Source organism: Salmonella sp. 32010601201800023SM (assembly GCF_017572235.1).
GTDB classification, from domain to species: domain Bacteria; phylum Pseudomonadota; class Gammaproteobacteria; order Enterobacterales; family Enterobacteriaceae; genus Salmonella; species Salmonella enterica.
Map to the genome: position 1 here is coordinate 1 of NZ_JAGEQS010000011.1, position 15,757 is coordinate 15,757.

General features: G+C 53.8%; 13 protein-coding genes. 2 read left to right on the plus strand and 11 right to left on the minus strand.

The features are described from left to right. The 5 genes from J4617_RS21950 to torC all read right to left on the minus strand — a co-directional run. The coding region (locus J4617_RS21950; RefSeq protein ID WP_131087330.1) for an ATP-binding cassette domain-containing protein at positions 1-179 on the minus strand (179 nt) is incomplete at its 3' end. 5 nt (positions 180-184) lie between these two features. Beyond that, positions 185-1,585, minus strand: coding sequence for a cytochrome-c peroxidase (locus J4617_RS21955; protein ID WP_000724476.1), 1,401 nt, complete (start codon positions 1,583-1,585; stop codon positions 185-187). 189 nt (positions 1,586-1,774) lie between these two features. Next, entirely contained in the window at positions 1,775-2,407 is a 633-nt protein-coding gene (torD, locus tag J4617_RS21960; RefSeq protein WP_000595421.1) for a molecular chaperone TorD, read from the minus strand. Then, positions 2,400-4,952 carry a trimethylamine-N-oxide reductase TorA gene (torA, locus tag J4617_RS21965; RefSeq protein WP_017465854.1) on the minus strand — a complete coding sequence of 851 codons (2,553 nt, stop codon included), beginning with the start codon at positions 4,950-4,952 and terminating at the stop codon, positions 2,400-2,402. Before torA ends, torD begins: the two co-directional genes overlap by 8 nt. Next, positions 4,942-6,126: a pentaheme c-type cytochrome TorC gene (gene torC, locus J4617_RS21970; protein ID WP_001230254.1), complete on the minus strand. Its 1,185-nt coding sequence runs from the start codon at positions 6,124-6,126 to the stop codon at positions 4,942-4,944. Before torC ends, torA begins: the two co-directional genes overlap by 11 nt. 129 nt (positions 6,127-6,255) lie before the next feature. On the opposite strand from torC, the gene torR reads away from it, so the two are divergent. Further along, positions 6,256-6,948 carry a two-component system response regulator TorR gene (torR, locus tag J4617_RS21975; protein ID WP_001562512.1) on the plus strand — a complete coding sequence of 231 codons (693 nt, stop codon included), beginning with the start codon at positions 6,256-6,258 and terminating at the stop codon, positions 6,946-6,948. On the opposite strand, the gene torT is transcribed toward torR, so the two are convergent. Then, the gene (gene torT, locus J4617_RS21980; RefSeq protein ID WP_001202049.1) at positions 6,921-7,961 is read right to left on the minus strand and encodes a TMAO reductase system periplasmic protein TorT; all 1,041 of its coding nucleotides are present in this window, start codon (positions 7,959-7,961) and stop codon (positions 6,921-6,923) included. The genes torR and torT overlap by 28 nt on opposite strands. A 79-nt stretch (positions 7,962-8,040) precedes the next feature. Here torT and torS point away from each other — a divergent pair, with 79 nt between their 5' ends. Further along, positions 8,041-10,776 carry a TMAO reductase system sensor histidine kinase/response regulator TorS gene (gene torS / locus J4617_RS21985; protein ID WP_065680804.1) on the plus strand — a complete coding sequence of 912 codons (2,736 nt, stop codon included), beginning with the start codon at positions 8,041-8,043 and terminating at the stop codon, positions 10,774-10,776. Positions 10,777-10,801: 25 nt separating this feature from the next. Here the strand turns inward: torS and J4617_RS21990 are convergent, their stop codons facing one another. The 5 genes from J4617_RS21990 to dgoR form a co-directional block, all read right to left on the minus strand. Then, positions 10,802-12,139: an MFS transporter gene (locus J4617_RS21990; protein ID WP_000253524.1), complete on the minus strand. Its 1,338-nt coding sequence runs from the start codon at positions 12,137-12,139 to the stop codon at positions 10,802-10,804. An 84-nt stretch (positions 12,140-12,223) separates the two neighbouring features. Next, positions 12,224-13,372, minus strand: a complete 1,149-nt coding sequence (dgoD, locus tag J4617_RS21995; RefSeq protein ID WP_000704735.1) for a galactonate dehydratase — start codon at positions 13,370-13,372, stop codon at positions 12,224-12,226. Continuing rightward, complete coding sequence (locus J4617_RS22000) at positions 13,369-13,986, minus strand: 2-dehydro-3-deoxy-6-phosphogalactonate aldolase (protein WP_001198739.1); 618 nt, start codon at positions 13,984-13,986, stop codon at positions 13,369-13,371. The genes dgoD and J4617_RS22000 overlap by 4 nt, the downstream gene beginning before the upstream one ends. Continuing rightward, positions 13,970-14,848, minus strand: coding sequence for a 2-dehydro-3-deoxygalactonokinase (locus tag J4617_RS22005; RefSeq protein ID WP_000127128.1), 879 nt, complete (start codon positions 14,846-14,848; stop codon positions 13,970-13,972). Before J4617_RS22005 ends, J4617_RS22000 begins: the two co-directional genes overlap by 17 nt. Then, on the minus strand, positions 14,845-15,534 hold the full coding sequence (gene dgoR, locus J4617_RS22010) for a D-galactonate utilization transcriptional regulator DgoR (RefSeq protein ID WP_000174317.1): 690 nt from the start codon (positions 15,532-15,534) through the stop codon (positions 14,845-14,847). The genes J4617_RS22005 and dgoR overlap by 4 nt, the downstream gene beginning before the upstream one ends. Positions 15,535-15,757 lie beyond the last annotated feature (223 nt).

Here is a 15,757-nt window from a genome sequence, read left to right on the forward strand (position 1 = left end):
CAGTACACCTCCCCGCCGTCCGGGCGCGCCAGCCCGGTCAGCAGGCGCAGCAGGGTGGTTTTTCCGGCGCCGTTGCCGCCGGTGACCTGCACCCACTCCCCGGCGTCCACGGTGAACGACAGCCCGCTAAACAGCGTCCTCTCGTCCCGCTCGCAGTACAGATCTCTGGCTTCAAGCATCATTGTCATTGCGCATATTCAGGTTGATATGGCGTATAAACACCGGTCAGGCTTTCCAGGAAGGCGACGATATCGTCAATATCGTTTTGCGGCAGATCGGTGCCAACCTGGTAACGCAGCATCAGTTTTACCGCGCCATCCAGCGTCGGTACGTCGCCCCGATGGAAATAAGGTGCCGTTAACGCGACGTTGCGTAAGCCCGGGACTTTTTGCCGTAATTTATCGCGAACCTCTTTGGTGACGTTCATACGACCAATATCCGCTGCGGTAATTTCGCCAAAATTAAAGTCTCGCTTTAATCCCAATGGTTCAAAAGAGCGCCCGCCTAAAATGATACCGCCGTGACAGGTTGCACATTTATTTTCTTTAAATAATTGATAACCGTGTTTCTGTTGCGCGGTCAGCGCATTTTCATCTCCACGTAGCCATTTATCAAAGGCGGAGTCCGGCGTTATCAACGTTTTTTCAAATTCGGCGATCGCATCAGTAATATTTTCCCCGGTAAATCCTTGCGGATAAACCGCCTGGAAATCTTTTTTCAGGACAGGATCTTTATCAAGCTTGCTAATAATTTCATCCCAGGATTTAGAGGCCATTTCAATAGGATTTAACGGTGGTCCGCCTGCTTGCTCCTGCAGGGTTGCAGCACGACCATCCCAAAATTGTTCGATATTAAATACGGAGTTGAATACCGTCGGCGCATTTATTGGTCCTACCGCGCCGCCAACGCCAATTGAGGTTTTTCTGCCATCGACACCGCCCGCATTTAACGCGTGACAATGCGCACAGGATATTGTGCTGTCGCCGGATAAACGTTCATCATGATAAAGCCGGAAACCTAAGTCGACTTTTTTCGCATCGACGGGAATATTGCGCGGAATAGGCTGAACGGGTTCATTCCGGTGCGCGGGGTCGGTATCGGCGCTGGCATAGTTGCGCTCACGCTGATCGGCTATCCAGTTCAGGATGTCAGTACGCTCTTTATCGCTGACGCCCCCCGCCCAGTGCAGCGCGACATAGCGGGTTGGCGGCATAGTCTGATGTTGCATAACCCATTCAATTTTATTCAGTTCGCTTTGCGGCACCGGCGTATCCGCAATCAGGGCGGCCCGTACCGCCTCCAGGTTAAACGACTTGTAACCGAGCTGGATATCGTAATCCATTAGCTGCTTTGCCACCGGAAAAGAGGAATAAAAAGGCAATTCAGCGGAAGGCGTATGACAATAATCACATCCTTTCTCCCTGAAATAACCCAGTATTTTATTATTTTCACCCACAACCGAGGCCTGCACATCGCTTTTTTTACTGCGCTGTTTGTCGTAATACCATACATACCCGGACAAACCTAAATAACATAACAGCCCAACGGTGATAACCGTTGTCGCATAGAGGGTAATTTTTTTCATATCACTATCCTTATGGGGTATTGCGGCATGATTAATTAAATTTTATTTTTTTACTCATGAGGCCCGTCAATACTAAATACAAACCCATCATGGATATTGATTGGTATCAATAATTACAATTGGCTAAACCTATAGATATGATAACCCCCGACTATCGTAAGATTTATTTTGCGATGTCCGTCACAGGGTTTATTCAGCAGCAACAATGGATAAATCCTCTTTTCCGTCATCAAAACGAACGATAGCCAACAATAATTGACTTAACGCAGCATAAAAGCCATAGGGATCATGCTTAAGGCAATTATTTGTAAATTCCGGAAGCCATTCCAGTAATGACGACAATGTTTTCTGGCGTAATTTATTCATTCTCCGTTGTTGGAACGATTCACCCAATGAAAAATGTAAATGGCTGAGTAATTCCAGATAAATCGCTAGGTGGTCGGTCGGCTCTTTAAAATCGTCGTTGACTTCCATCCCGGCTTCAAGCAATAAATGTTTAATCATGCCGGGTTCCTGCTGCGGGTATTGCGAGGCGTAGGGCAACGCCGATTTTTTATCCGTCATCAGGAACAATCCGCAAAAATCTGCGGCCAGCTCCAGCTGCGCATCCTGGCGCAGGCTAAGTGCGGCAATTTTTTGTTCGAGTAACGCCACCGACGCCGCCAGCGCGGGCTGACGCTTTAACAGCGCCAGCCAGTCCGCGATTTCCGCGGACTGTAATTGTATTAACCCTTCATCATCCACTTCCCGGAAAAAGAGTAACGCCAGCCATGCATATACGCAGGCGTACTGTTCCTGAGCAAGCGCTGGCTGCTTAATCATGCGGATTCCCCTGCGATGCGGGTACATATTCACACTGCGCGACCATCTCGACCGGACCGTTAAACGCCGTGACGTTATCCATAGGGCCGGTATATTTTTCAATTTCCACCAGCGTCGTATGCGCGCTGGTCGCCTGCGCGAGCTGTGATGTACCGATATCCAGCGTTAATACGTTAGGGTTGCCGTACTTACATAACGCGTTGAGATCGCCGCCTTTATCAGGATCGTACCAGGCGCCTTCATGAATTCGCGCCACGCCCGGCGCATAGCGATCGGAAACTACCGCTCCCGCCAGTACCTGCCCGCGTGCATTGAATACCCGCACGATGTCACCGTTGCGGATCCCGCGCGCGCTGGCATCCTGTGGGTTAATAAAGACCGGCTCCTTGCCGCCAACGGCATATTGCTGACGCAGCGTTTCCGACTCGCACAGTTGGGAATGCAGACGGAAATCAGGGTGGACGGACTGTAAGTGCAGCGGCCAGCGCTGCGATCCCGGCCCGCCATGCGAGCGTTCGATTTTTTCGAACCACATGGGATGGCCCTGACAATCGTCGTATTGCATGTCGGCGATCGTTTTGGAGTAAATCTCGATCAAACCGCTTGGCGTGCCCAACGGCTCCAGGTCCGGATCTTCACGGAAAGCCTGATGGCGCACAAACATCTGCGGATGATCAAACTCGATGTACTCCTGTTGATTCCAGAACACCTCGAAAGTCGGTAAGTGGATACCGCGACCTTTTCCCTGCTGGCTCCCTTCCTGCCAGATGCGTTTCAGCCAGCCCATTTCATCAAGACCTTCCGTGAATGCCGCTTCACGGTTAAAGCGTCGGCAGAGATCGCGGAAAATATCAAAGTCGTTACGCGCTTCAAACTGCGGCGACACCACCTGTTTCATGGCGATAATGCCGCGGTTAGAGTGGTTGCCGAACTGATCGAGGTCGTTACGCTCAAATTGGGTGGTAGCCGGCAAAACGATATCCGCAAAGCGGCAGGTCGACGTCCACTGGTTATCAATAGCGATGACCGTTTCCAGCTTGCGCCAGCCTTCAATTATGCGGTTAATTTGTTGGTGTCGGTGGAACGGGTTGGTCCCGGCGAACACGCACATCTTCAGCGGCGGTAATTTAACCGATTTCCCGTTCCAGTTAATGATCTTGCCCGGTTCAAGAATGGCATCCATAAAACGCGCAATAGGAATGGTGCTGCTGTAGCCTTTGTAATCCGTGCTGTCGTGTACTGGCGGAACGGTCGTCGAACCGGAAAAGCCGCTTAAAATGATCCCTTTACGACCAGGCGTCCCGGCGCCGTTATAGTGCCAGCCAAAACCAAAGCCGCCGCCCGGTAAACCAATCTGTCCCAGCATTGCCGCCAGCACGACGACCATCCATGACCACTGTTCGCCATGCTGCATACGTTGTACGCACCAGCCAGCGATGATTTGCGTTCTGTCGCCCGCCATCTGCCGCGCCAACGCGCGGATGGTGTCGGCGTCAATACCGCACAGTTTTTCCGCCCAGGCGGCATCTTTGGGCTGTCCATCTTTTTCGCCCAGCAAATAGGGGAGGAACTGGTCAAAACCGACGCAGTAGTTATCGAGGAAATTTTTATCGTACAGTTTCTCGCTGTACAGGGTATGCGCCAGCGCCAGTTGTAACGGGACATCCGTCTGCGGGTTAATAGCGATATGTTTGACCTTATCGCGCCCCAGATAATCGTGCGTGGAGGTGACGACCGGGTCGATGCTGATGACCGAGATAGCGCCGCTGGCAACTTTCTCTTTTAATTGTTCATAGTACTGATAGACATCGTGATCCGGGCACCACCAGTTTGCCTGCTGGTTTTTCACCATATCAGAACCCCATAGCACAATCGTTTTACTGTTCTGTAAAACCAGAGGCCATGACGTTTGCTGCTCGTACACTTCCATTGAACCCACCACGCGCGGCAGAATCACCTGCGCCGCGCCGGTCGAATAGTCCCCTCCCGTGCTGACGCTATTGCCATGTAGCGCAATCGCGCGCGCCAGCATCCCGGAGGCGTTATGGAACATGCCGGTAGATTGCCAGCCGCTCGCCGTCAGTAACGCGCTCGGCCCGTAGGTTTTTTGCACCCGCTCCAGTTCCTGATAGAACAGATCCAGCGCTTCATCCCAGGAGACGCGCACAAAACGATTATCGCCGCGCTGCGAGGTGTCGCTTTGATGACCTTTGCGCATCCAGTCGACGCGCACCATCGGATAGCAAATACGCGCCGCGTTGTGGACGTGATCGGGCAGACCGGCGATCATTTTGGACGGGTATTTATCCTGTTCAAACGGTTTTGCCGCCACAAATCGACCGTCAACCACCGTGGCGCGAATCGCCCCCCAGTGAGAGCCGGTAAGGATCCCCTCTTTCGTCGCGGCGCCTGGTGCAACGGCATCCGCCGCGCGGGCGCTACGGGGCGTCAGTAGTGACGGCCCCAGCATTCCTGCCACCGTCAAGCCGCCAAGCTGCGCCAGAAAACGTCGACGAGAGACGTGTAACGAGTCCTTATTTTTCATTGTGTTCTCCCTTATCGCTGTGCGGCGTGTTGGTGGTATCAGACGCATTCATCTGGAGATATTTCAACAAGGTACGTTCTTCACGCTTATCCAGACTGGTGAAACCGATCATGCCGTTGAGCGTGCCGATCCAGCCGTTAGCGTCAAAGTGCGCTTTGTCCGGCGCGCCGTGACACTGATTACAGGTGCCGTTATAGAGGGAGTCGGCATAGGCCCAAATCGGTTTAATGTCATTTACCATGTCGCCTTTTTGCATCCACGCAGTTGCCTGTAATTTGCTCCACTGAGTATTGGTCGCCGCGACGGTGGTCTCTTCCAGCGTTTTCACATGCTGTTGCACATCGCCGCGAATCGAGGCGACAAAAATACGTTTACCGGGCAACTGCGTCAGCACGCGCTGGCGACCGTCCGTCTCCGTCCAGCCTTCGATTTGCACTTGCAGCCAGTCACCGTCCCGTTTAAGGACTTTCACTTCAGAAGCAGGTAACAGCGAACCTGCCGGTTCTTTATCGCCTTTAGCGGCGTAAATCGGCTTGATATCCAGCGAATAGAGCGTATCGCCGTCATTATGCGTACTGGCGCTGGCGCGCAGTTCATCAAACTGTTTGCGGAATCCGCTGCTCATATCCGGTAGCTGGTGGGCAATCCCTTTATGACAGTCGATGCAGGACTGATTTTCTTTCGCGGCGATTTTCATTTGCCGCGCCGCTTCCGGGTTCTGTTTCGCGTGATCCATCGCATCGTAGTTATGGCAGGAACGACAGGTCGCGGAGTTATTCTCTTTCATGCGCGCCCATTCACGCTCGGCAAGCTCGGCGCGTTTGGCTTCAAATTTTTCCGGGGTATCAATCGAGTGGGCGATAAATGTCTGGTAAAGATCGTTGCTGGCTTCCAGCTTACGTTTCACCATGCCGGGAATATCAGGGGGGATATGGCAATCGTGGCATTCCGCGCGCACGCCGGAAGCGTTCTGGAAATGTACGGACTGTTTATATTCCTGATACACCGGCTGCATACTATGGCAGCTGACGCAAAACTCTGTCGTACTGGTCAGTTTGATACCGACGTGAGGTAACACGATCAGCGCAACGCCGATCACAATCCCGACAATGACCAGCGCCAGTATCGACCAACGGGCGCTTGGCCTGAGTAGCGCTCTCCAGAGTTTTCGCATAATAGCCCCTGTAATTATATGGTTTAATGCGCAGATCTTATTCCGCAAATATGAACAGCGTCACTGGTCAGGATGAACGGGATACGGCAATATATGAACAGATATGAACAGAAAGAGACCGCGCGCAGGATGTCACATCACATTGTTATTGTTGAGGATGAACCTGTTACTCAGGCCAGATTACAGGCCTATTTTGAGCAGGAGGGGTATCGCGTTTCGGTGACCGACAGCGGCGCGGGCCTGCGTGACATCATGGAGCATGAGCACGTTTCGCTGATCCTGCTGGATATCAACCTCCCCGATGAAAACGGGTTGATGCTGACCAGGGCGCTACGCGAACGCTCCACGGTGGGCATTATTCTGGTGACGGGGCGTTGCGACCAAATCGACCGCATCGTCGGACTGGAGATGGGCGCGGACGACTACGTCACCAAGCCGCTGGAACTGCGCGAGCTGGTAGTACGGGTGAAAAATCTTTTGTGGCGCATCGATCTGGCCCGCCCCACGCCGCAAAATGCCAGTGAAAACTGCTATATGTTTTCCGGCTACTGCCTGAACGTGATGAATCACACGCTGGAGCACAACGGTGAAGCCATTAAGCTTACGCGCGCGGAGTACGAGCTGCTGCTGGCCTTTGTGACCAACCCAGGCAAAGTGCTGCATCGCGAACGTCTGCTGCGAATGCTTTCCGCCCGCCGCGTAGAGACTCCGGATCTCCGCACGATTGATGTCCTGGTTCGCCGCTTACGCCATAAAATTACGCCGGAGCTGCTGGTCACACAGCATGGCGAAGGCTACTTTTTAGCCTCGGAGGTGTATTGATACAAATAGACGGGCCGAAATCCCGGAGGCGATAGCGAACGACGAACGCGCGCGCTGTCGGCGTTGTTATGCGTCAAAATAAGCACCGGCGGGCTGATATTTTCAGGCACCGGTTGCCCCTGTAAGACCTTAATCGACTGCGTTATCGCTAATTCTCCCTGCCAGGCCATCTGATCGCTGAGCGCCATCAGGATATGGCCGCGTTTTAAACCGCGATAAACCTGATGCGTCAGATAAAATGAGACGATCGTGAGCGGAGTCGTCAAATTTCGCCCTTCGCCCATCGCCGCCTCCGCCGCTATCGCCGACCCGGCGACCACATTGGCGTCCGGATGACGCTCCAGCATTTCCTGGAGTAAGTTTCGCTGCACTTCAATGTCGTTATCGCCCCAGGCGATATCCACAATGTTGATGGCGCTGCCTTTAATTGCCTGACGAAAACCCGCCACCATCTCCTGACTGCCGCCAGCTTCCTCCGGCCCCGGGAAGAGTAAAACGTTAAGCGTTTTTCCTTTGCTCCACTGCACCAGGAAACGTCCCGGCAGATAACCCATCTGAAACCACGGCAGACCGACGTGAGTTGCCACGCTGGCGTCGCGTATCACGTTCGCCACTTCAATAACCGGCACATTACCGGCATACCGTTCCAGTTCCGGGAAACGAATGGTACTGCTGCCAAGCAGAATAGCGTCGGCGCCCCACTCCCGGCACTGCGTCATTTGCTGTTGTTGCGTCGCCAGTTGCCGATAGCCATTCGCTTCCAGCACTTTTAAATCAACGCCATACAATTTGGCCGCTTTTTGCATCCCGTAGTTGACGGACAACCAGTAAGAATCTTTCAGGCTGGGGTATAATGCGCACAGTTTCCAGGGTTTACTCGCATTGACTGACGTTTGCCGCCAGGGAATCGCCCGATCGGCGCGCGTCCAGTGTAGCAGTCCGGTTTCGGCTGACGCCGTTTCTACATTCGAGACGATGATTATCAAAAAAAAGAACGAAATAAGCGCGCGCATGATAGCCCCACCAGCAATAAGGTTTTATCCTAATGGTTTTTCCGGCGGCAACTCAACCCATTTCACCCGCGGCGCATAAATGTCAACGCCTTCACTGACCCGCAGATTATGGCTGGCCTTCGCCCTGATGGCGGCACTCACCCTGCTCAGCACCGTGATCGGCTGGATAAGCCTGCGCGTCATTAGTCAGGTGGAGCAAACCAATACGCAAGCGCTGCTCCCCACGATGAATATGGCCAGGCAGTTAAGCGAAGCCAGCGCTTACGAGCTCTTTTCCGCGCAAAATCTGACCAATGCCGACAGTGAGGGCGTTTGGCTGGCGCAGGGGAAGATGCTGAAAGCGCAAAGCCTTAAAATTAACCATCTTTTGCAGGCATTAAGCGAGCAGGGATTTAATACCTCGGCCATCGCCCGGCAAGAAAAAGAGATTGCGCAAACGCTTGGGCAACAGGGAACGCTGGTCGGTGAAATTCTCACGCTGCGCGCACAGCAACAGCAGTTAAACCGCCAGATTGCGGAGGCGGCGGAAAGCATTGCCGCCCAGGCTCACGGCCAGGCCAATAATGCAGCGACATCTGCGGGCGCCACCCAGGCCGGTATTTACGATCTTATCGAAAGCGGTAAAGGGGACCAGGCTGAACGCGCGCTTGACCGATTGATTGATATCGACCTTGAGTATGTGAATCAGATGAATGAGTTGCGGGTCAATGCCCTGCGGTTTAAGCAGCTCATTGTGACCTTAAAAGACGCGCAAGGGCTGAGCGATGCCGAGGAAACCGATGAAAAACTTAATCAGTTGGTTAAAATTTTATCCCGCCGCCAGCAGCGTATAGAAGATCCTACCGTTCGCGCCCAAATCGCCGACGCGCTGGAGAAAATAAACCAGTACACCACACTGGTTACCCTGTTTCGTAAGGAAAACGCCATCCGCGACCAGCTTCAAACGCTTATGGCCAATAACCTCTTTCAGTTTACCCGCTTCAGTACGGAAGTGTCGCAGTTGGTGAACGCCATCGAAAAACGAAACGAGGCTGGGTTAGCGCGTCTTACACACGCCAGTCAGCGTGGGCAAATAGGGTTAGTGATCTTAGGCATCCTGGCGCTGTGCTCATTAAGTTTTATTCTTTGGCGAGTGGTTTACCGTTCCGTATCCCGCCCGCTGGCGCAACAAACGCAGGCCTTACAGCGGCTACTGGAGGGCGATATTGACTCGCCGTTTCCGGAGGCGGCTGGCGTCAGCGAACTGGATACCATCAGCCGTCTGATGGAAGCGTTTCGCGCCAACGTGCGCAAATTGAACCGCCATCGTGAGGATTTGGCGGAACAGGTGCGTTCGCAAACGGCGGAGCTTCATGCGCTGGTGCTGGAACACCGGCAGGCGCGCGCCGAAGCGGAAAAGGCCAACGAGGCGAAATCGACGTTCCTTGCCGCCATGAGCCATGAAATTCGCACGCCGCTTTACGGCATTCTCGGTACGGTACAATTGCTGGCCGATAAACCGCTCATGGCAAACTACCGCGACGACTTACAGGCCATTAATGATTCAGGCGAATCGCTACTGGCGATTCTTAACGATATTCTTGATTACTCAGCGATTGAAGTAGGCGGCACCAACGTTTCCATTAGCGAGGAACCGTTTGAACCGCGACAATTGTTGAATAGCGCGCTGCATTTAATGCACAGCCGCGTGCAGGTGGCGCTCATCACCGACTTTAGCGAGCAACTCCCTTCCACGCTACAAGGCGATCCGCGCCGGATACGTCAAATTGTGATTAATCTTTTAAGTAATGCGGCGAAATTTACCGATCGCGGCAGCATAGTGCTGCGCACGTTTTGCGACGATCAGAACTGGTTTATTGAGGTTGAAGATACCGGATGCGGTATCCCTGAAGCGAAGCTGACGGCTATTTTCAAACCGTTTGTGCAGGCGACAGGACGCCGGGGCGGGACGGGCCTGGGGCTGGCTATCAGCGCCAGCCTGGCAGAGGCGATGGGCGGGACGCTAACCGTCACCAGTACGCTTCATGTTGGCAGTTGTTTTCGTTTACAACTGCCGGTTTGCCACTCCAAACCCGCAAGTAAAAGTGCGTTCAGGGAACCGATAAATCTTAACGGACTACGCTTGTTGCTGATTGAAGATAATATGCTGACGCAGCGTATTACCGCTGAAATGCTCACGGGCAAAGGGGTGAAGGTCTCAGTAGCTGAAAGCGCGAATGACGCGCTACGCTGTTTAGCCGAAGGCGAGTCCTTTGATGTCGCGCTGGTGGATTTTGATTTGCCGGATTATGACGGCTTAACCCTGGCGCAGCAGTTGATGAGTCAGTATCCCGCCATGAAACGCATTGGTTTTAGCGCGCATGTGATAGACGATAATCTTCGTCAGCGTACCGCCGGTCTTTTCTGCGGGATTATTCAAAAGCCCGTTCCCCGCGAGGAGCTTTACCGTATGATAGCGCACTATTTACAGGGCAAATCTCACAACGCGCGGGCGATGCTGAATGAACATCAGCTTGCCAGCGATATGGCGTCTGTCGGCCCGGAAAAACTCCGGCAATGGGTCGCGTTATTCAAAGACAGCGCGCTGCCTTTAGTCGAGGAGATCGAGGCGGCGCGCGCCATGAATGACGACGTTAACATTAAGCGGCTGGCGCATAAATTAAAAAGCGGCTGCGCCAGCCTGGGGATGACGCAGGCAACCGAAGCCTGTCGGGAGCTGGAATTGCAACCGCTTAGCGATATAGATATTAAAACTATCGTGACGCAGGGAGTGACGGCGCTCGACGCATGGATAGCCGGTCATCCTTCGCCATAATAGCTTCCGGCTCGCCACGGCCAACTTATCCGACGCGTTTCACATCGCCCACTAACAGGATGTAAGACAGCGCGCCCAGCAGGGCCACAACGGAGATATAGACCAGCGCCGGAGCAAAACCGTAGCTTTGCGCCAGATAACCAATCACTAACGGTACGCTAATCCCGCCTAACCCACCGATAAAGTTAAACATACCGCCGGTAAGGCCAATCAACCGCATCGGCGCAAGGGAAGAGATTAACGACCAGGTAATGGACGCAAATCCATTGCCGAAGAAAGCTATCGCCATCAATGCCATAATCCACAACGGATCGTTAGTGTAGTTAGCGCCCATAATGCACGTGGAGATGAGCAAACCGCAAATAATCGGCGTTTTGCGCGCCACGCCCAGCGAGAAGCCTTTTTTCACCAGTTTATCCGCCAGCCAGCCGGAGAGCAGTACGCCAAAAAAGGCAGCCAGGAACGGTACGGTCGTCATAAAGCCCGCTTTTAGCGCGGTAATGCCTTTTTCCTGGGTCAGATAATTAGGGAACCAGGTCAGAAAGAACCATAGCGTAGAGTTTACGGCGAACTGACCGAGGTAGACGCCCACCAGCTTACGATGGAACACCAGTTTCCAGTCGGCTTTCGTCAGCGGCTGGCGGGCCTCTTTTTTCGCTGGCGCATCGCCATCCACCAGACCACCGCCATCGCGAATATACTCCAACTCCGCCTGGCTAAGGCTTTTCGTCAAACGCGGCGGTTGATAAACCTTAAACCAGACCAATGACCAGATAATCCCGATACCGCCGGTGACGATAAAGACCCAGTGCCAGCTCAGCATTTCCTGAATCCAGATCAGCAGCGGCGTAAGGAATGCCAGTCCGACGAACTGTCCGGAGGTGTAGAACCCGACTGCGGATGCGCGCTCATGCTCCGGAAACCAGCTAGTGACCATCCGGTTATTTGCCGGAAAGGCTGGTGCCTCGAAAATCCCGGTAATAGCGCGCAGGCCGATAAGCGACAATAGTCCCGTCGCAAACCCCTGCAATAGCGTTGCGACTGACCAGCCGAAGATAGCGATAAAATAGGTCAGCCGGGACCCAATACGGTCGAGAAACCAGCCGCCAGGGATCTGGCATAACGTATAGAGCCAGGCAAAAGCGGAGAAGACATAGCCCATTTCCGCTTTGGTAATGCCGAATTCTTTTTGAATATGCATGGAAGCCACGGCAAGGTTGGCGCGATCGACGTAGCAAATCACCACGGTAATAAAGATCATCACCAGCGTCAGATAGCGGCGACGCCCCGGCTGTGCTGCTGTAACTGAAATATCCATCGTCATCTGTCTCCAGATTCTGGGCATAGCGAGGCCGCTCACCATGCCCTGTAAATTACAGAGGGTGTGTTTTTATATTTAAATTGGGTTGCCCGGAGGGCGACGTTTGTTGAGCCTACAGCGTGGCGATCACCACTCGGCTACCGATCCGTCAGCGTGCCGCCACAACGGATTACGCCAGTCCGGCGCGCTTTTGCTAAGTTCAATCACCCTGGCCTCGTCAATGTCTACGCCAAGACCCGGTTTGGTTAAGGGTTTAAAGAAGCCGCCGTCCATGCTGAAGTCTTCTTTGTTTTTCACAAAGTCGAGCAGCTCCGCGCCCTTGTTATAGTGAATGCCCATGCTCTGCTCCTGGAATACCGCGTTGCGCGAAACAAAATCGATATGCAGGCAGGCAGCCAGGGCGATTGGACCCAGCGGGCAATGCGGCGCCAGCGCCACATCATATGCTTCCGCCATTCCGGCGATTTTATAGCATTCGGTAATGCCGCCCGCGTGGGATAAATCCGGCTGTAGAATCGCCAGCCCACCCGCGTCCAGCACGCGTTTAAACTCAAAACGCGAGAACATACGCTCGCCTGCAGCAATCGGAATATGCGTTTGCGCCGCCAGGCGCGGATAATATTCCGCCTGTTCCGCCAGCACCGGCTCTTCAATAAACAGCGGACGATAGGGTTCCAGTTCTTTAATCAGCACCTTCGCCATCGGCGCGCTAACGCGACCGTGGAAATCGAGCCCAAACTCAATTTCACTGCCAAAAGCTTCGCGGATTTGCGCCACGGTATTGACCGCCGCATCCACCGCACGGGAGTTATCAATCACGCCCATCTCTTCACAGCCGTTCAGCTTGAAGGTGTCAAAACCAATACCGCGCAATTTTTCAATACCGTCAATGACGTCTGCCGGACGATCGCCACCCACCCAGCTATAGGCCTTGATTTTGTCGCGCACCAGGCCGCCCATGAGCTGCCAGACCGGCGCATTCAACACCTTGCCTTTGATATCCCACAATGCCTGGTCAATACCGGCGATGGCGCTCATCATAATCGGGCCGCCGCGATAAAAACCGGCCCGGTACATTACCTGCCACAGGTCGTTGATACGCGCCGGATCTTTCCCTATCAGGTAGTCGGCAAACTCATGTACTGCCGCCTCTACAGTACGTGCCCGACCTTCAATGACCGGCTCTCCCCAGCCAACCACGCCTTCATCCGTTTCGATTTTCAGGAACATCCAACGTGGAGGTAAACGGTACGTGGTGATGTGAGTTATTTTCATTTCACTGCCTCTCGATACGCATTAACAAATGCCGCAGCCTGCTGCGCGGTGCGTTCAACGGATTGCCCGGCGCGATAGAGATCGCTACCCAGTCCCGCGCCCACACAGCCTGCTTTAATCCATTGCGCCAGGTTTTCCGGCGTCACGCCGCCGACGGCAAATAGCGGAACATCCGGCGGAAGTACCGCTTTCAGCGCGCTGATGTAGCCCGGACCAAACGCCGACGACGGGAAAATTTTTAACGCCTGTGCGCCTGCATCCAGCGCAGAAAAGGCTTCCGTTGCCGTGGCGCAGCCCGGACACACGGTCATGCCATAGCTCACCGCCCGGCGGATCACCTCCGGTTGGATATTCGGCGTGACGATCAGCTTGCAGCCCATCCCGGCAAGCTGGTCTACCTGTTCCGGTTTCAGTACGGTACCAGCGCCAATAAGCGCCCTGCCGCCATACGCCTTCACCACGAAAGAAATGCTTTTTTCCCACTGTGGGGAGTTAAGCGGAATTTCTATAGCGTCAAATCCCGCATCCACCACCGCGCCAACGTGCGCCAGGGCATCATCGGGCGTAATACCGCGTAAGATAGCGATGAGAGGGAGATTAGTTTGCCACTGCATGAGCGATGCTCCTTATTCCAGCCTGAAATGCCATATCGCCATCCACGGTTGAAACATCACGCCCAATAGCACGAAACGCCTGTTGGTAACGTAAGATCAGCGCGGGTCCAGCGACGAGAGTGATAGCCTGTTGCGCCGCGAAGGATTCGCTCATGCTGGCGACTTCCGCGCCAATCAACAGGCCGGAGAGGAAGTCGCTGACCTGCTCACGCGCAAGATGTCCCAACACGTGCGAGGCGCGAACCTCAAAAAGAGAAGGCAGGACGGCAGGAGAATTAAGACCGCGCTCCAGCCCCGCGGCATAGGCGTCGCCAGAAGCTTCCTGTTCCGGCAAACCAGCCCCGACCAGCGAGTGACGCAGCAACAAGTGATGGAGTTCGCCTGTCATCACAGTACGAAAATCATGAATTTGTTGCGTATCAGTCTGTACCCATTTGCAATGCGTGCCGGGCATGACATAGACAGAAGAAGGAGAAAGTTCGCGGGCGCCAAGCAGTTGCGTCTCTTCGCCGCGCATCACGTTGTGGTTATCCTCGCGTGAGACACACAATCCGGGGATGATCCAGATGTTGTCGCCAACGGCGGTTAACTGTTCGCCAATAGCGGAGAACAGGGCGGGAACCGGCAGATAAGGCGCATTTTGCCAGCCTACGTTACTGCCGATCATGCCCGCCATTACCACGGGGGTGGCGCTGTCGCGCCAGTGTGTTGTGACTTCTGCTAACACCGCGTCAGGAGATTTACCGTTCAGGCGTGTAACGCCTGCTTCTGATTGCCTGCTCTCCAGGCATTTGTCGCCCTGGTAAAGCCAGGCGCGCAGATTGGTCGATCCCCAGTCAATTGCGATGTAGCGAGCTGTCATGTGATTTCCTTTAACCTTCGTGTCGAGCTGGCGATCATGGTTAATGCCGCCTGCTCTGCCGCATCGCCATCCTGATGCCGTATCGCATCGAATAGCGCCTTATGTTCCTGGAGCGTTTTCGGCATATTGGCCGCATCGCCCATCCAGGTCCGTTCAAATACCGCTCGCTGTAGCGAGCTGATCGCTACATTTAACTGTTGCAGTACCGGGTTATGCACCGACTGCAACACTGCTTCGTGATAGCGAATATCCGCCTCGTTAAACGCTTCCCGGTCCTGGTTGTTGGCAATCATGTCGTTTAGCGCCGACTCAATTTCAGCCAGATCGCTTGATGTTGCCCGTTCCGCCGCCCAGCGTGCTATTGCTGGCTCCACCAGGTTTCGTATTTCGCTCATCGCGCTGATAAGCCTCGGGTCGTAGTCGTTTTCCAGCACCCATTGCAGCACGTCGGTATCGAGATAATTCCACTGGTTACGCGGTGCGATAAACGCGCCGCGATAGCGCTTCATTTCAATTAGCCGCTTCGCCATAAGCGAACGAAACACTTCGCGAATGATGTTGCGAGACGTTTCAAACTCCTCGCACAGATCCGCTTCCGCTGGCAGCGCCGAACCGGGTACGTATTTACCGCTGACAATCTGTTTGCCCAGCGTGATAACGATGCGATCGGTTTTATTGAGAGTCATAGAGAGTCCTTGTGCTCGATGTGAACTCTCTTACTTTACCGCGATAGCTGAATTACGCCGCAATTTTGTAGTACTAGCGTGATATCAACCGTCGTTACCATGCCATCAATGTAGTACAACACAATTATGTTGTACTACAATTTAGATCACAAAAACGACAATTGGTTATGGGGACGTTATAAGACGTAAACGAAAGATATAAAAAAACCCGCAGCAAGTGCGG